The 17,907-nt window shown below is 32.2% G+C and carries 16 protein-coding genes and 2 pseudogenes; 10 read left to right on the forward strand and 8 right to left on the reverse strand.

Annotated elements, in window-relative coordinates; genetic code table 11:
- Positions 1-150: 150 nt before the first annotated feature.
- From ABD935_RS12665 to ABD935_RS12695, 7 genes and pseudogenes are all read left to right on the forward strand, one after another.
- Entirely contained in the window at positions 151-774 is a 624-nt protein-coding gene (locus ABD935_RS12665; RefSeq protein WP_345192482.1) for a GntR family transcriptional regulator, read from the forward strand.
- 10 nt (positions 775-784) lie between these two features.
- Entirely contained in the window at positions 785-1,831 is a 1,047-nt protein-coding gene (locus ABD935_RS12670) for an isocitrate/isopropylmalate dehydrogenase family protein (RefSeq protein WP_345192483.1), read from the forward strand.
- A 6-nt stretch (positions 1,832-1,837) separates the two neighbouring features.
- Positions 1,838-2,473, forward strand: coding sequence for a cyclase family protein (locus ABD935_RS12675; RefSeq protein ID WP_345192484.1), 636 nt, complete (start codon positions 1,838-1,840; stop codon positions 2,471-2,473).
- Entirely contained in the window at positions 2,473-3,873 is a 1,401-nt protein-coding gene (locus tag ABD935_RS12680; protein WP_345192485.1) for a four-carbon acid sugar kinase family protein, read from the forward strand. The genes ABD935_RS12675 and ABD935_RS12680 overlap by 1 nt, the downstream gene beginning before the upstream one ends.
- Before the next feature lie 2 nt (positions 3,874-3,875).
- Positions 3,876-5,141: an MFS transporter gene (locus ABD935_RS12685; RefSeq protein WP_345192486.1), complete on the forward strand. Its 1,266-nt coding sequence runs from the start codon at positions 3,876-3,878 to the stop codon at positions 5,139-5,141.
- The gene (locus ABD935_RS12690; RefSeq protein WP_345192487.1) at positions 5,131-6,162 is read left to right on the forward strand and encodes a Gfo/Idh/MocA family protein; all 1,032 of its coding nucleotides are present in this window, start codon (positions 5,131-5,133) and stop codon (positions 6,160-6,162) included. Before ABD935_RS12685 ends, ABD935_RS12690 begins: the two co-directional genes overlap by 11 nt.
- A 127-nt stretch (positions 6,163-6,289) precedes the next feature.
- Positions 6,290-6,664, forward strand: a pseudogene (locus ABD935_RS12695) (transposase); the annotation flags it as partial.
- Between the two features lie 162 nt (positions 6,665-6,826).
- On the opposite strand, the gene ABD935_RS12700 reads toward ABD935_RS12695, so the two are convergent.
- Both ABD935_RS12700 and ABD935_RS12705 read right to left on the reverse strand, forming a co-directional pair.
- The gene (locus ABD935_RS12700; protein ID WP_345192488.1) at positions 6,827-7,828 is read right to left on the reverse strand and encodes a substrate-binding domain-containing protein; all 1,002 of its coding nucleotides are present in this window, start codon (positions 7,826-7,828) and stop codon (positions 6,827-6,829) included.
- Positions 7,829-8,326: 498 nt separating this feature from the next.
- Positions 8,327-8,464, reverse strand: coding sequence for a transposase (locus tag ABD935_RS12705; protein WP_345192489.1), 138 nt, complete (start codon positions 8,462-8,464; stop codon positions 8,327-8,329).
- Positions 8,465-8,640: 176 nt separating this feature from the next.
- On the opposite strand from ABD935_RS12705, the gene ABD935_RS12710 reads away from it, so the two are divergent.
- Both ABD935_RS12710 and ABD935_RS12715 read left to right on the forward strand, forming a co-directional pair.
- Positions 8,641-8,808 (forward strand): hypothetical protein, encoded by a 168-nt coding sequence (locus ABD935_RS12710; RefSeq protein WP_345192491.1) that lies wholly within the window; start codon positions 8,641-8,643, stop codon positions 8,806-8,808.
- Between the two features lie 351 nt (positions 8,809-9,159).
- Positions 9,160-9,416, forward strand: a pseudogene (locus ABD935_RS12715) (integrase core domain-containing protein); the annotation flags it as partial.
- A gap of 285 nt (positions 9,417-9,701) precedes the next feature.
- On the opposite strand, the gene ABD935_RS12720 reads toward ABD935_RS12715, so the two are convergent.
- The 6 genes from ABD935_RS12720 to ABD935_RS12745 form a co-directional block, all read right to left on the reverse strand.
- Entirely contained in the window at positions 9,702-11,009 is a 1,308-nt protein-coding gene (locus ABD935_RS12720; RefSeq protein WP_345192492.1) for a TRAP transporter large permease, read from the reverse strand.
- Positions 11,010-11,011: 2 nt separating this feature from the next.
- On the reverse strand, positions 11,012-11,503 hold the full coding sequence (locus ABD935_RS12725; protein WP_345192493.1) for a TRAP transporter small permease: 492 nt from the start codon (positions 11,501-11,503) through the stop codon (positions 11,012-11,014).
- 6 nt (positions 11,504-11,509) lie between these two features.
- Positions 11,510-12,481, reverse strand: coding sequence for a TRAP transporter substrate-binding protein (locus ABD935_RS12730; protein WP_345192494.1), 972 nt, complete (start codon positions 12,479-12,481; stop codon positions 11,510-11,512).
- A 108-nt stretch (positions 12,482-12,589) separates the two neighbouring features.
- The gene (gene uxaC / locus ABD935_RS12735) at positions 12,590-14,002 is read right to left on the reverse strand and encodes a glucuronate isomerase (RefSeq protein WP_345192495.1); all 1,413 of its coding nucleotides are present in this window, start codon (positions 14,000-14,002) and stop codon (positions 12,590-12,592) included.
- On the reverse strand, positions 14,002-15,192 hold the full coding sequence (gene uxuA / locus ABD935_RS12740) for a mannonate dehydratase (RefSeq protein WP_345192496.1): 1,191 nt from the start codon (positions 15,190-15,192) through the stop codon (positions 14,002-14,004). Before uxuA ends, uxaC begins: the two co-directional genes overlap by 1 nt.
- Positions 15,193-15,205: 13 nt before the next feature.
- The gene (locus ABD935_RS12745; RefSeq protein ID WP_345192497.1) at positions 15,206-16,033 is read right to left on the reverse strand and encodes an SDR family oxidoreductase; all 828 of its coding nucleotides are present in this window, start codon (positions 16,031-16,033) and stop codon (positions 15,206-15,208) included.
- A 190-nt stretch (positions 16,034-16,223) separates the two neighbouring features.
- Here ABD935_RS12745 and ABD935_RS12750 point away from each other — a divergent pair, with 190 nt between their 5' ends.
- Positions 16,224-17,276, forward strand: a complete 1,053-nt coding sequence (locus ABD935_RS12750) for a substrate-binding domain-containing protein (protein WP_345192498.1) — start codon at positions 16,224-16,226, stop codon at positions 17,274-17,276.
- The last annotated feature ends 631 nt before the right edge of the window (positions 17,277-17,907 follow it).

A 17,907-nucleotide genomic window follows, 5' to 3' on the forward strand; every position in this document is an offset into this window, starting at 1 on the left:
AGTTAGCCAATCAACTAAACCTATGATTAAGCCTTAAAAACCAAAAGATTAACATTTTTTTAATTAAAAATACAAAAATCAATTTGATTTGAATTAAACATTTATATTTTTGTATTTTGTATACAAAATACAATTAAGAGTAATTAGTTTATGATTGAACATAAAAATATAAGCCAGCCTATTTATTTAAAGTTAAAGGAAATGATTTTAAATGGCGAATTAAAACAAGGCGAAAAAATTATTCAAGAAAAAATTGCTGAATCACTAGGTGTTAGTAGAACTCCACTAATGAAAGCTTTATTAGCCTTAGAAAATGAATATTTAGTAGAAAGCATTCCAAGGAGAGGCGTGTTTATCAAATCTTTTGACAAGAAAGAAATGATAGATATTTACATTTGTAGAGAAGCACTTGAGGGTATGGCAGCACGCTTATTAGCCGAAGCTCAAGATGATAAAATTGTTAAACAACTAAAAAGATGTTTTACACCTTTCTTGAAAAAGAAGAAAATAAATATTGAAGCTTATTCTAAAGCAGATGAAAAATTTCATTCATTGCTAATTACACTTACAGGAAATGCCCCTCTTGACAAGGTATACTTCTTTGGGAAAATACATGATAAAGTAACAGGCCATGGACTTATTAGAACTCCAGAGGAAACATTAGAAGAACATTTCAATATTATTCAAGCCATTTCAAAAGGAGATGCTGATGAAGCAGAAAAACTAGTAAGATTACACATAAAAAAATCTCGAGAATTATTATTTAATCAATAAAAACTAAAAAGTGAAAAATTATAACATTGCAGTAGTGCCAGGAGATGGTATTGGAAACGAAATAGTTCCTGAAGGGTATAGAGTATTAGAAGCTGTTGCCAAAAAGCATAATTTCGACATAACATCGAAAACTTTTGATTGGGGCGCTGGTTATTACCTTAAAAATGACAAGTTTTTACCTGATGATGGACTAGATACCTTAAAAGAATTTGACGCCGTGTATTTTGGCTCAGTTGGATTACCAGCTGTAGATGACACGCTTCCTGCCAAAGATTACACATTTAAGGTTCGTACAAGTTTTAATCAGTATGTTAATTACAGACCTGTTAGAACTTATCCAGGGGTAACTAGACCATTAAGAACGGAAAAACATATCGACTTTGTAATTGTTAGAGAGAATACAGAAGGTGAATTTGTTCAAATGGGAGGTCAATATTTACCAGATGCCGCAAATGGTATGGGTTTAGACACAAGTATTTTTACTAGAAAAGGTATTGAGCGCGTAGCACATTATGCTTTTAAATTAGCTAGAAAAAGAAGAAATAAAGTAACTCATATCACAAAATCAAACACCTTAATTAATAGCCTAACATACTGGGATCGTGTTATTAAAGAAGTGGCTTCACAATATCCTGATGTTGTTCACGACCAAATGTATATTGATAATTCAACTGCTAGTTTTATACTGAAACCAGAAATTTTCGATGTGGTTTTAACGACCAATCTATTTGGAGATATTTTAAGTGATTTAGGTGGTGCCGTTATGGGAAGTCTAGGTCTTGGTGGTAGTGGAAATATTAATCCTGAAAAGGAATTTCCATCTATGTTTGAACCTATTCATGGATCTGCTCCAGATATTGCTGGTCAAAATATAGCTAACCCATACGGACAAATTTGGTCTGCAGCCATTATGTTGGAGCATTTAGGAGAAACTGAAGCCGCAGATAATATTATGCAAGCTATAGATAAAAGCACATCAGCTGGTGTACTTACTAAAGATTTAGGCGGCAGTGCTAGTACTTCTGATGTAGCTGATGCTGTAATTAAAAACCTTTAATATGAGATGAATACTATAGTAGATCTTACACTAAATTATACTAATGATTTTGCTGGTTTTTCTAAAGAAACCAGTAAAATCATTGAAAAAGATGGATGGAATGCTAGTACATTAACGTTCTACTCACATTGTGGAACCCATATGGACGCCCCTATTCATTTTAATGTAAGCAAACAGACTATAGATAAAATAGCTATTACTGATTTTGTTGGTAAGGCTTGGGTAATAGATGTTCGTCAAGTTGGTTCAAAAGGATTGATTTATTCAAATCATATTCCTGAAAAAATTCTAGAAAAATTTTCTGAAGAAGATAGTCTCATTTTTTGGACGGGTTGGTCACAATTTGTTAATACTTCAAAATATAGAGACGAATTGCCCAGAGTAAGTGAAGAACTTGCACTCTGGTGTCTTGAAAAAAAAGTAAAAATGATTGGTGTTGAACCGCCATCTGTAGCCGATGTAAATGATTTAAAAGAAGTTACAAAAATTCATCAAATATTGCTAAAAGGCGTCGTTATTATTGAAGGACTCACTAATATTGAAGCGTTACAATCAAATTGTGTGGAACTTATTGCTTTACCACTAAAAATTTCTGGTGGAGATGGCGCTCCTGCTAGAGTCATAGCCATAGAAAAATATTAATGAACACTTCTTTATTAAACATAATTAATAAACTGCCTTTAGAAGATTCTTCTAATTATAGAGGAATGAATCATGACCTCTTTGAACAATTAAATAGAACTTGTATCGTTGTTGATGACGACCCAACTGGCAATCAAACAGTTTATGATATTCCTTTATTAACCAATTGGGATAAAGAAACCATTCTTGAGGAGTTTAAAAAAGAAACTCCTGTGTTTTTCATATTAACAAATTCTAGAAGTATATCAGAAAAGAAATCTTCAGAAATATTTAAGAAAATTTCGGAAAATATTGTAGAGGCCTCACAAATTACAAATAGAAAATTTACAATTATTAGTCGCAGTGATTCAACATTACGAGGTCATTTTTCTGAAATCGAGGTTATTAAACAAGCCATTTCAGTAAAAGAAGCCATTACCCTATTTATTCCTGTAATGTTTGAAGGTGGACGCGTATCAGTGAATGATACTCACTATATTTCTGATAGCGAGCAACTTACCCCTGTTAATGAGACACCGTTTGCAAAAGATCATACTTTTCGGTATTCAAATGCAAATTTAAAATCATATATAGAGGAAAAAACAAATGGAAAAATTAAAGCTACTGATGTTTTTTCATTTAGTATTAATACTATAAGATTACTTGATGTAGCATCATTAAGTAAGGAAATAATAGCATTGAAACCGAATCAATACTGTATTGTAAACGCTTTAAATTATAATGATTTAGATAAATTCACCCACGCCGTTTTACTTGCAGAAAAATTAGGAAAAACCATGCTTTTTAGAACCTCTAGCTCTTTTGTTCCTTCCTACATCGGTCAAAAACCAAAAGGTCTATTAAATCCTAATGACCTTCAGAATAAAACAAATAAGTCTGGAGGCTTAACAATTGTAGGATCTTATGTTAAAAAGTCTTCCATTCAACTCAATTCAGCTTTAAATCATTTTGAAAAAGAAAGTATTATTGAAGTAGACGTAGAAATTATTTTAAGTGAACAATCATATGCATACATAAAATCTTTAATTTCTAAAATAGATGAACAATTAACGCAAGGAAAAGATGTTCTTGTTTACACCAGTAGAAAATTAATTTCTGGAAAAGATACCACATCCAATATCAACATTGCATCAAAAATTTCAAATACCTTAGTAGCTTTAGTAAAAGGCATACAAGTTCGCCCAAAATATGTATTGGCGAAAGGAGGCATCACATCTCATGATTTAGCAACAAAAGGCTTAGGAATGAAACGTTCAAAAGTCTTAGGTCAAATAGAATCTGGTATCCCTGTCTGGTCTATGGGCAAAGAAACCAAATTTCCAGAATTACCATATATCGTATTTCCTGGTAATGTAGGAAATGAAGATTCACTTTTAACAATAATCCAAAAACTAAATTAATTATGAACACTAGCATTCCAAAAAGAAGATATGGTTTCTTCGTAGGCTCCTTCTTTATTACATTATTGTTATACATAGACCGTGTTTGTATATCATCGGCTAAAGATGCAATTAGTGACGATTTGGTGCTTACCGATATTCAAATGGGCTGGGTTTTGAGTGCTTTTGCTCTAGGGTATGCTTTATTTCAAGTTCCTGGAGGTGCTTTAGGTGATAAATTTGGTGTACGCAAAGTAATGACTTCAATTATGATTTTATGGTCCATTTTTACAGCATTTACAGGATTAGCATGGAATTATGTATCCATGGTATTTTTTAGATTTATTTTTGGTGCTGGAGAAGCTGGAGCTTTTCCTAATATTTCTAGAGCTGCCTTTTCATGGGTACCGTTAAAAGAACGCGGCATTTTTCAGGGTATTAATTTTTCAGGTTCTCGACTAGGCGCAGCTTTTGCTTTACCACTTGTGGCCTATTTAATTGATGCTTGGGGCTGGCGGAATATATTCTACTTTTTTGGAGCCGTAGGGATTATATGCTCTATTGCATTTTATTTTCTATTTAGAAATAAGCCTGAAGAACATAAAGGTATTTCTGATGCTGAAAAGCAATACATTATAAAAAATCGTCAACAAGAAGTAGAAGATACAAAAACAAATTTACCACTCAATCGTATTCTTGGGTCCAAAAATGTGATTCTAGCCATGATTCAATATATAGGTAGTAACTTCATTTTCTTTTTTACATTAACATGGTTATTCCCTTATATAAAAGCTAAATATGGTTTGAATCTAGTAACAACAGGATTCTATGCCATGTTGCCGCTTTTAGCAGGGGCACTTGGAAACTGGGTTTCTGGTTATACAGTAGACGCTATTTATAAAAAAGGGAACTGGAAATTATCCAGACAAGTACCTGCTATCATAGGCTTTGTGTTTGTGGTTATAGGCATACTTTCTAGTTTATATATGGAAACAGCTCTTGGGGCTGTATTATGCTTATCGGTTGCCATATTTGGTGCAGATATGACTCTTAGTCCATCATGGTCATTTTGCATGGATATTGGGAAAGAACATTCTGGAAAAGTTTCAGGAATGATGAATATGGCAGGAAATCTAGGAGCTTTTTCTACAGCACTTGCCTTTCCATATTTGTTAGATTGGACTGGATCAAACGAGCCATTTTTCTATGTCGCTGCTTTTTTAGGTTTTGTTGCTATTTTCTGTTGGTTATTTATGGATTCTTCTAAAGCAATTAGTAATGAAAAATAAACTTAAAGGTGTTGCTATAGGAGCTGGATATTTTAGTAGATTTCAATATGAAGCTTGGACTCGTATTCCTGAAATTGAAATTACAGCCCTTTGTAATTCTAATTTAGATAGAGCAAAAGGCGTTATGGATTCATTTGGTGTAAAAAAGCACTACACGGATTATAAAGAAATGATTCTTAAAGAGAAACCTGACTTTGTAGATATCATTACACCACCAGAAACACATTTTGAGATGTGTAAATTTGCCGCAGATAATGGTGTTAACATCATATGTCAAAAACCTTTAGCTCCTACTATCGAAGAGTCTCAGAAAATTGTAGACTATGTATCTTCAAAAGGTGTACGCTTTGTGGTACACGAAAATTTTAGATTTCAGCCTTGGCATCGAGAAATCAAAAAAATTATTGATAATGATGAATTAGGCGACTTGTTTAATCTTAACTTCAGATCCCGAATGGGTGATGGTTGGGGAGATGATGCTTATTTAGCAAGACAGCCTTATTTTAGAGATTATAAAAAGTTACTTATATATGAAACCGGGGTGCATTTTATTGACACCTTTCGTTATCACGCTGGTGAAGTGAAAAGCGTATATGCTATTCTCAAAAAACTAAACCCTATTATAAAAGGAGAAGATTCTGGTTTAATGATTTTAAATTTTGAAAACGAATCTACAGCAGTTTGGGACGCTAATAGATTTAATGAAAATAATTTTAAAAAATCTAGATATACTTTTGGAGAGTACTTAATTGATGGCTCGAAAGGCTCATTAAGACTGTATTCAGATGGACAAATTACCATTCAAAAATTAGGTCAAAAAGAAGAAATTCATAACTACACGCACAATGATATTGGGTTTGCTGGAGATTGTTGTTATATTTTTCAGAGAGATTTTATAGATAAACTCTTTTCTGGAGAAGCTTTTGAAACAAGTGGGCATAATTATTTAAAAACATTAAAAGTTCAGGAAGCTGTTTATAAATCAGCTAAGGTTAATACATCAATATTTATAAAAGACTAAAAAATTACTTTTTTTAGTCTTTTATAAATCTATGTTTTTTTTTTACAATGAACTACCCCGAGGCAGAGCCATCGAGGTATCAAAATAATGTTAGTTGATCTGAATGAACTTTTTTATATTCTTTCTCTATTTTAAAATGAAAGTTCTGGAGACTCACAAATCAGAAGATGTCAACACTACCATTACCAATAGTTTTGAAGAAATGTCGATTGTTTTTAGCGATAAGAGCACCTCTTATGTAGATATCTCAGACTATGTTGAAATGCATATTACCGAAAAATCAAATAGGGAAACCAAAATTACCACCCTAAAATGGGGGCATATCGCTATAAGTAACGCAAAGCGTACTTTACTGTGGATATACCATAAAATCAAAGGAAAATACTTGCAAAATTATCTAGATGAGTTTGTTTATAAATTAAACAGAAGATACTTTGGGGAGAACTTATTTGATAGACTTGTTTTAGCTGTTAGTTCTCAATACTGGCATAAAAGTGTGTAATCAAATTAAATTATTAATCAAATATAGAAAACAACCAGGTTTATGCTGTTCTGTCCTGACTACTTGTAAAAATAAACTTTTATTCAAATAGAAAAGTCAATAATTCATAATAAAGAAAATGTTACTTAAAAAAAAGGTTTTTGATTAGAGAAGAGTATTACACTATAGAGAATCCCTTAATATAAGTCTGGTATCTAGATACATTTGTAATGTTTGATTTGAATTAATAAACTCGGCAACTTTGGCACCAAATTCCTTAAAATCAATCGAAATTACTGAAATACCTTTGTATGTATATTTTTTTAAGGGTGTATCATTATAAGATAAAATACCCACATCTTTTCCTAATTCAAAATTAGCTTTAGTGCATTGGTTTAAAACCTCATATAACATCCTATCATTTACTGTAATGTAGGCTGTGTTTTTCTTTACTACAAATTGCTTAGAATCATCAGAAATGACAAACTTAAAATTATAGTTAAGGCAAAACTTCTTAAAGTATTCCAAACTTTCAGGCGGGTGGTGAGTAAACTCAGGGTAAACAAAATTCAAAACTTCATACTTCTTAAATAAATGTAATGCTTTTTCTAAACACAAGTAAAAAGCCTTTCCAAAATCTTGAAACACATAATTTTCTACGTTTTTGAAATGTGCTTGTGAATCAATTAATAATAATTTATTATTATCAATTCTTGAGAGAATGTCTGATGCTTCTGGATGATTAAAACCCATAATAATATATTTGTAATACATACCATTATCAGTATTTAACATCATTTTAAAGTTTTTTGTATTGTAATGGTGAAATTGTAAATCAACTATCACATTTTCAGGTAAACAACTCATAAATGAATGATAAAAAACTTCTTTGTAAGCTTTGAAAGTACTAATTAGCAATAGGATTTTTTTTCTGCTTTCACATATGTAATAACCTTTATTAGGCGTGGCTTTTATATAACCCTGATTCTTTAGTAAAGTATATGCCTTAAAAACAGTATCTCTTGAAATACTATAATCTTTACTAAACTTATTTATAGAAGGTATACTATCTCCAGATCTAAAAGCATTTATATTAATAGATTCCTTAAATGCATTAACAATTTTAAGATATTTTGGAACATCATTACTATTAATATCTTTAAGAAAAACTTTTCGAGCAATCATGGAGTTAATTATAATTAATAGAATATTCGATGCTAGCGATTAAACCATTCGGTATTCTTAAAAAGCGGCAATACTAACTTTAACAAATAAATTATATTAAAACCAAATATCTATCCTGTACTTTCGGTATAATGAAAAAAAATCTCTTTTGCCAATTACTAGCTCTTAATAATACTTGATTATTTTAAAAAAATTAGATTGAATAATTATATTCTCTAGAAAGATTAGATATTATGAATTCCATTGATTGATTTTAATTGCTTGTTCAATGTAGATAGATGATGGCATTCTATCCTTTATAATTCTTATGGTGATAGGATGTAAATTTTTAGATTTAGGTCTCTTAATTAGAAATGGAGTAGCAGAAGTCATAATTTTTTGATAATGAACTACCCCGAGGCAGAGCCATCGAGGTATCAAAATAATGTTAGTTGATCCGAATGAACTTTTTTTATATTCTTTCTCCATCCCTTGATTTTTCACATATGCCCTTATCACTTACTCATTTGAATATTGTCCAAGAGTATTGGCATAAAAACCGCTAGTCCAAAATTCACCACCCCACAGTTTCAACTTAATCTCTGGATATCTTTTAAACAACTCTATTGCAGTGATGCTTTTTAACATTGTTATCATTTTTGAAACGGGATAACTAGGGGCGCTCTGAACTAAAAAATGAATGTGATCTGACTCATAGAAATCTCAATAAAATGAACCTCATAACGTTTTGATATTTCAATGTAAATCTGCTTTAGACCTTATCCTATTTCTTTTGTTATAACTGATTTTCTATACTTCAAAGGAAAAACCAAATGATACAACAACAACAACAACAACAACAACAACAACAACAACAACAACAACAACAACAACAACAACAACAACAACAACAACAACAACAACAACAACAACAACAACAACAACAACAACAACAACAACAACAACAACAACAACAACAACGTCTTATTATCTCTTTTTAAAATATGCTCGCTTACTTCTCAAAATTACACTTTTTCAAAGTGTTATGAAAAACCCTCCGTTATTCATACTTTTCGGCTAAACCCCAAGGCAAAGCCTCGAGGAATTCTTTAGATTTAGATTAAAATTCACTCAAATGAGTCCAAAATTTATTAAAGACTACAAGTAAACACAAAGAGGTGCGTAATTCTGCGCATAAAAGATTTATCACTCCTGTTAAGCCCTATGAATACTCAAAAAATGAAACTTTGGATAGTTCCTCTTTTTCTCCGCTTAACAAAAGCCTTAACAATTGTTAATCAATTAGTTAGGGTTTTTTATTTAATAAAATCCCCTCATTATCCCCACATTGTTCAAAAGATGGCTTAGTAATACAAAGTATAAATCGAAAAGGGAATTGTTGGGATAACGCTATTGCAGAATCCTTCTTTAAAAGCTTAAAAATCGAATGGGGTTATAAACATATATATAATTATAGACCACAAGCTGAATTATCAATACTTTCTTGGATTGAACTTGGTACAATAAAAGGAGGAGACACTCAACTTTAGGCTATAAAACTATTAACGAATTTGAAACAGAAATGTATAACCAAAATGTAGCTGCTTAAATCTCGCAATTAATTGTCCTCTTTTTTGTTGCAAGTCCATCGAAAAGGTGAATGTGGAAATAGGACTTATTGCAATGGCTCACAACCTTAAAAAGTATAGTTTAACTGTATAAAGTTAATTTTACTTTTTTGAAATTGAGTTTTTTATCAAAAAAAAAATGTAATATCAAAAATAGCATTTTAAAAAAAAATCGTCTAAAAATTACTTTTTAGACGACCTCTTCTGTTTTCACTTTCATCTGTAAATTTTACCTAAATAATAATTTAGTATCTATCTCGTATCATTTATTTTAATCCGAATAGGTTTGGTAAAAACATTGATATTTCTGGTATATAACTTATCAACATCAACACGATTACCATGATTGCTAAAAATGGAAGCAATGGCCTTATGACCTGCGTGACCGAAACTTTTGCAACACCGCTACCTACAAAGAGCAGAGTGCCTACTGGTGGTGTACAAATCCCTATACATAAATTTAACACGATTACAATTCCAAAGTGTACTGGATCCATTCCTAACGTGGTTACGACCGGAAGAAAAATGGGTGTAAATATTAAAACCGCAGGAGTCATATCCATAAATGTTCCGATAATGAGTAAAATAAGATTAATGGCTAAAAAGATGGCAAACTTATTATTTAACTGCTCTAACAAAAAAGAACTTATCATTTCCGGAATGCCTTCAAAAGAAAACAACCACGACATGGCCATAGAGGTACAAATTAAGAACATCACAACAGCTGTTGTTTTTGCACTGGATAATAGTACTCCTGAAAAATCCTTTACTTTCATGTCGCCATAAACCAAAGACAATATTGCTGCATATAATACTGCAATTACTGAAGCTTCAGTAGCCGTAAAAATTCCTGCTACAATACCTCCTACTACAATTACTAATAATAGTAAACTAAAAAAAGCTTTTCTAAAAAAAGTCCAAACTTCAAATAAAGTGGCTCGTTTTCCTCTGGCATAACCTTTACTGATCGCAATAAAAGCAACATACCCCATAATAGCAAAACCTAATAATATACCAGGAAGATAACCCGCAATAAACAAGGCTGCCACAGAAGCCGTTCCTCCACTTGCCAAGGCATATACAATTAAAATATTACTCGGCGGAATTAATAACCCCGTTGTTGAAGCCGTGATATTTACAGATGCACTTAAGGTTCTTGGATAGCCTTCTTCTTCCATCCTATCTGTCATTATACTACCAATTGCTGATGCTGCAGCTAGGGCTGACCCCGAAATAGCACCAAATAGCATAGATGCCAAAACATTAACATAAGCTAATCCTCCAGGGAGACTTGACACCAACGATTTTGCAAAATTGATGAGTCGGTTGGCTATACCACCACTTTTCATAATCTCGCCAGCCAGAATAAAGAACGGAATGGCCAATAAAGCAAAACTATCAATTCCTGTTGTCATACGCTGGGCAATGGTAGTTATCCCAGGCATATTATCAATATTTAATAATAAACTTAATGTTGTTGAAATCCCTATACTGTACGCTACCGGAACCTTGAGCAACAAAAGCGTAAAGAAACTAGCAAACAAAACGATAATACTTATAAATTCTATACTCATAATTAATTATTGATTTTGTTTTTGTAAATATTTGAAATGTGATATATCGAAAAACACATAATAAGAAAACCACTGAATGGCATAATGGCATATACATACCCCAAAGGTATTCTTAATGTTCCCGAAAGTTGTTCTAAATGCAAGGTGGTATATACTAAATTTAAACCACCAATAACCATGATTATAAGCGCAAAAAGAAATACTAAAACCTCTATAAGAATGGATGCTTTTCTTTTATTAGTGTCAGAGAATTTTTGATACAAAAAATCCATGGATAAATGCTCTCTTTTTCCATTGAGATAGGCAGCGCCTAAAATGGTCATCCATATTAACGAAAATCGTGCAAACTCTTCTGTCCAAGTAAAGGAAGTACCTAGAATGTATCTTGAAAACACTTGAAACAGAACATCTAACACCAAAAGTGCAAAGATGATAATCATGAACAATTCAAGAAGTCGGTTTACTTTGTTAAAAACAAGTTCAGATCTACTCATAATTATTTATTTTTTAATTTGATTTACTATGTTAGCCATTTCTGGAAATTCTTTCACAAACTCTTCAACAACAGATTTTGATTTTTCAGCAAACAACGATTTTTCTGGAATAATAATTTCTACCCCTGCTTCTTGAGCTATTTTCATGGATTCTTCAACGGAATCGTTCCAAAACTTCTTTTGAGCTTGAGAAGATTCATCTGCAGCTTCTTGTACCCATATTTTTTCTTCATCAGATAGTTTATCCCAATACTTAGTTCCTATTAAAAGTACATCTGGAACAGAAGAGTGTTGATCTAAGGTGTAATATTTACTAATTTCATAATGATTTGAAGACACAAATGAAGGCGGGTTATTTTCGGCACCATCTACAACGCCTTGTTGAATAGCCGTATAAAGTTCACCGTAAGCCAGAGGTGTTGCAGAACCGCCCATGGAATTAACCATATTAATGGCCATTTGATTATTCATTACCCTAATTTTTAATCCTTTTAAATCGTCGGGTGTCCTGATGGCTTTATTACTCGTGTAAAAACTTCTACTTCCAGCATCATAATAGCAAAGTCCGCGCAACCAAAACTTGCTCCCTTTTTCTAATATTGATTTCCCAATGTCACCTTCTAAAACTTCAAACTGATGGTTCTTATCTCTAAATAAGTACGGAATTCCTAAAATATGGTATTCAGGCACAAAATTAGATAATGTTGCGGCACTTACCTTTGTGGCTGCAACAGATCCTATTTGCAACAACTCTAAAACCTCTCTTTCTGAACCTAACTGAGCATCAGGAAAAATTTTAACTTTTAAAGTACCATTGGATTTTGTTTCCAATGCTTTCTGGAATTCTAAAATCCCTTTATGTACGGGATGTGTTTGTGGTAGCGTATGCCCCAAATATAGAACCTTTGTGCCGTCTTTCTTTTTACAAGATGACATGCTTGCAAGAAGAATAGCAATGAGTATTAATTTATATTTCATATATTTCGTTTTATCATTTTTTTAACGATTACAGGTAAACAATCATTTGCGTGACCATCCAAGATACCGATCCGGATTAGTCAAATGTACTTCATTGAACACTATTAATTACTCAAACTTAAAATAGTTTACCGCATTATTATAACAGATATCTTGAATCATCTTTCCTAAGAAATCTATATCATTTGGCACCAACCCTTTATTCATATCTTCAGCCATCAAATTGCATAATATTCTTCTGAAATATTCATGCCTCGGAAATGATAAAAAGCTACGGCTATCTGTTAACATTCCAACAAACCGACTTAACAAGCCCATATTTGATAGCGTATTTATTTGCTTCTCCATACCATCTTTTTGATCTAGAAACCACCATCCAGAACCCCATTGCATTTTTCCCGGTGTTCCACCTGTCTGAAAATTACCCATCATTGTAGCGAATACTTCGTTTTGTGACGGATTTAAATTATAAGTTATGGTTTTGGCTAATTGATTGGTTGAATTAAGTGTATTGAATAACTTCGACATAAATTCCGCCATCGGAAAATCACCTATAGAATCACATCCTGCATCTAACCCAATTTGCTTCACTAATCGGCTATTATTGTTTCTAATTGGACCTAAATGGTACTGTTGAACCCAATCTAATTTATGATATTCTTTAGCTAAATGAATAAAAAGACTTGATCTATATTTATTAATTTCTAATACCGAGAGTGTTTCTCCATGTAATTTCTTATTAAAAATTGACGCAACTTCTTCTTCCGTAAATTCTTCAATAACCAAGGCCTCCCCAACTCCAAAATCTGATAAACGACATCCGTTATCATTAAAATAGGCGATTCTAGCCTTTACCGCCTTTATAAAATCTGAATAGTTTGTTATATCGAAATATACCGAATTAGTTAGTTTATCAAGATAATCCTTAAAGGAATTCTTATTTATAAAAAATAATTCGTCTGCCCTAAACGTTGGATAAACCTTAGTAAAAAAATCTGCTTTTGCAATCTCTTTATGATATTGTAAATCATCCGTGGGGTCATCAGTAGTACAAATAACTTCAACGTTCATTTGTTCTAATAATTGAGCGGGTGTCTTAGATGCTAAAACCGCATTTGCTTCCTCATAAATGGCAGCAGCAGTACTTGGCTGTAATATATCATCAATATCGAAATACCGTTTAAGCTCTAACTGTGTCCAATGAAATAAGGGATTTCTTAATGTATAAGGAACCGTCTCTGCCCATTGGTTGAATTTCTCTTGTTTTTGAGCATCTCCAGTAATGTATTTTTCTTCAATACCATTTGCGCGCATACCACGCCATTTATAGTGGTCTTCACTTAACCAAGCATCACAAATATCCCCTAAAGGCAAATCTTCCGCTATTTGTTTTGGCGATAAATGATTATGATAATCAATTATCGGCATTTTTTTCGCATAATCATGATACAAGGTTTTAGCCTCTTCAGAGTTTAGTAAAAAATCCTCAGTAATAAACGTTTTTGATTTTATTTGACTCATTAGTTCAGGCTCTTAGAAATTCCAAATTCCAATCCTCGCAATTCAGCTAAACCTCTTAATCTACCAATTCCGGAATAGCCTGGATTCGTTTTTTTATGTAAATCATCTAACATTTGATGTCCGTGATCTGGTCGCATTGGCATTCTTAAGTCTGATCGTCCTGCCAATTGCCTTTTCCTTTGCTCTTTAATTAAAGCCTTCATGACTCCGTACATATCCACATCGCCTTCTAAATGATTGGCTTCATGAAAATTCCCTAAGTCATCGCGTTGGGTAGCTCTTAAATGAATGAAATGAATCCTATCTCCTAGTCGTTCAACCATGCCCGGTAAATCGTTATCCGACCGTACACCAAAAGAACCTGTACAAAACGTTAATCCATTATTAGGACTATCAACGGCATTATACAAATCGACAATATCTTGTTCTGTACTTACAACTCTTGGTAAGCCCAAAATTGGAAATGGTGGATCGTCTGGGTGAATACACATTAATATGCCAGCTTTTTCTGCAGCTGGAATAATCTGTTCAAGAAAATAAAAAAGATGTTCTTTTAATTCCTTAGGGCCAATAGTTTTATATGTTGCAAGAATAGCGTTGAATTCTTCTAAAGTATACCCTTCTTCTGCTCCAGGTAATCCAGCAATAATATTTTTAATCAGCAATGCTTTTTCTGAATCACTCATGTTATCAAACATGGATTTCGCTCTTGCTATCTGTTCAGAAGTATAATTCTCTTTAGCTCCTGGTCTTTGCAATAAAAACACTTCAAAAACAACAAATGCTGTGGCATCAAATCGTAATGCTTTTGAACCATCTTCAACTTCAAAATCTAAACTTGTACGGGTCCAATCTAAAACGGGCATGAAATTATAACATACCGTATCAATACCGCAAACCCCTAAATTTGAAAGTGTTTGTGTATAATTATCAATGTAAGTTTGAAAATTCCCAGACTGTGTTTTTATATCCTCATGAATGGGAACACTTTCTACAACGGACCATGTTAGCCCTGCTTGCTCAATGATTTCCTTTCGTTTTTTTATATCTTCGATTGGCCAAACTTCACCATTCGGAATTTGATGTAATGCTGAAACAATTCCAGTAGCCCCGGATTGTTTAATGTCCGAAAGAGATACTGGGTCGTTTGGCCCATACCATCTCCATGTTTGTTCTAATTTTAAGCTCATATTATATATTGTTTTAAACGCCGCTATATGCTGCAAATCCACCATCAATTGGCACGACAACTCCAGTTACAAATTTCGAACCTTCTCCGCACAACCAAATTGTTGTACCTACTAAATCTTCAGGCTCTCCATAACGCCCCATTGGTGTTTGGTCAATAATTTGCTGACCTCTTTGTGTTAAGCTACCATCGCTTTCTGTTAATAAAGATCTGTTTTGATCTGTTAAGAAAAAACCTGGAGCTAAAGCATTCACACGAATTCCTACTTTAGAAAAATGTACTGCCAACCATTGTGTGAAATTTGAAACCGCGGCTTTTGCTCCACTGTAAGCTGGAATTTTAGTTAAAGGCGTAAAAGCATTCATTGAAGATATATTCAAAATACTACAGCCTTCTTTTCCTACCATATCTTGAGCAAATACTTGAGTAGGTAATAAAGTTCCAATAAAGTTTAAGTCAAACGTAAATTTTATTCCATTAGGATCTAAATCAAAAAATGTTTTAAAACCTTCTGTTTCATTTAAAAGATCTTCTTCTTGAAGATATGGATTAGATGTTGTTCCTAAAGGGTGGTTTCCACCAGCACCATTAACTAAGATATCACAAGAACCCAATTGACTGTTCACTTCTTCTTTAGCCTTTACCAAAGATTCTTTTTCTAAAACATTAGCTGCAACGCCAATGGCTGTTCCTCCATCTGCATTAATAGCTTCAGCTACTTCATTTGCTGCCTCAATTCTTAAATCTAATACAGCTATTTTATGACCCTCTTTAGCCAATGATTTTGCTAAGGTGCTACACAAAACACCCCCCGCTCCTGTTAAAACAATTACTTTACTCATTTTTTAGTATCCAATTTTGTTAATTATTAACTATTACGCATTACATTTTCGTGTACGCACACACAAATATAGAAAAAAAAACAGTGTGCGCACACAAAATGATAAAAATTTCACTAAATTGCTTGAAATTATCTCAATAGCTTCATAAGTTTACCATGGATGGAAAGAGATGAAAAATTATTTTTTATATATGATTACAATAAAGGATATCGCTAAAGAAGCCAATGTGTCTGAGGGCACCGTTGATAGAGTCATACATAGTCGTGGTGGTGTATCAAAGAAAACGGAAGCGAAGATTAAAAAAATTCTTGAGTTTCATAATTTCAGCGTGAACCCGGTTGCTAGTGCGCTTGCCATGAAAAACAAGCATTTTATTGCCGCATTGATTCCAAAGCATAACGATTCCGATTTATTTTGGCAATCTCCATATTTGGGGATTTTAAAAGGTGCTAGTGACGTTAAAAGTTTTGGGGTTCAAGTGACTAATTTTACTTTCAATCAATATGACCCAGATTCCTATTTAAATACATTCCATAAATTATTAGAATCCAAGCCAACTGCCGTAATCATGGTGCCTAATTTCTCGAAAGAAACAAAGCAAATAGTTGCTAAGTTAGAAACTCTTAATATCCCCTATTTGTTTTTGAATATTGATATTGACGGTTTTAACAATATAGCGTTCGTTGGACAAGATTCGTTTATGGCTGGGTATATATCAGGTAAACTGATGAATTTAAGTATTCCAAAGCCTTCTACTTATTTAATTATTCAAGCAAGACATAACATCACTAAAAACAACGCTGTTTCCAATAGAATTAATGGTTTTAATGACTATTTCTTGAAGAACAAAATCAACTCTAAAACTCAAACATTAAAAATTGATAACTTAAATAGCTTTTCCGAAACGAAAGAAAAAATTAATTTATACTTAAAGCAACACCCCGAAATTGAAGGTATATTTGTACCAGCCAGTAGAATTTATATTGTTGTTGATTGTATTGATGTTGCTTATTTAGAAAAACTTAAACTGATTGGTTTTGATAATACGCCTCAAAACATTGAATGTTTGAAAAACGATTCTATTTCTTTTTTAATATCCCAAAAACCGTTTGACCAAGGTTATGAATCTGTTCGAATAATGACAGACTATTTAACATTAAAAAAGAGGATACCAAATAACAAAATACATTTACCAATCGATATTTTGATAAAAGAAAATGTAGATTATAATGAAAGAAATTAAACCAAAAATAGCTCGTTATTGGTTTTTGTAACTTAATCCATTACACCTTTTTAATGATTATTTGTAAAGCATTATAAATCGATAAAAATTGTCATTCTCTCTTGTCTCTTCCTGATAGCTATGGAAATCTTGGGTATTATCTTATTTTATTATTTGTTATATACGCATGTTGTGTGCAGTTTTTTTCAGTATAAAGTTATTAATCTTAATTTCTGTTTTTCTGGAATATATTCAAAACCTATTGTGATTTTTACAATTTCATTTAGAGTATTTAATAATTCAATCAAGATGTCAAATTTGAAGATATTATGTGATTTTAAATCAGTCATATTATAAATGTAATTACTCTTAATTTTCTTTTTGATTAATTCAGTTAATTCAGATTTTGAATAAGATATTAAGTTCGCTTTTTTAAGTTTTCCCTTTTTTACAGTTTTCAAATATTCAAATTTATTTTCTTCAATTTCAATTTCCTCTATTTTTGAAACAATTGGACTAATTGAATTTAAAGAAAAGTCTATATCGGATTCGAAACCTTTAAAAACTTCACGTTCTATTTTTGGACTTGCAATAAAAAAGTGGACAATTAATTGCGAGATTTAAGCTGCTACATTTTGATTATACATTTCTA

Source organism: Algibacter agarivorans (genome assembly GCF_039543245.1).
Lineage (GTDB): Bacteria > Bacteroidota > Bacteroidia > Flavobacteriales > Flavobacteriaceae > Algibacter_G > Algibacter_G agarivorans.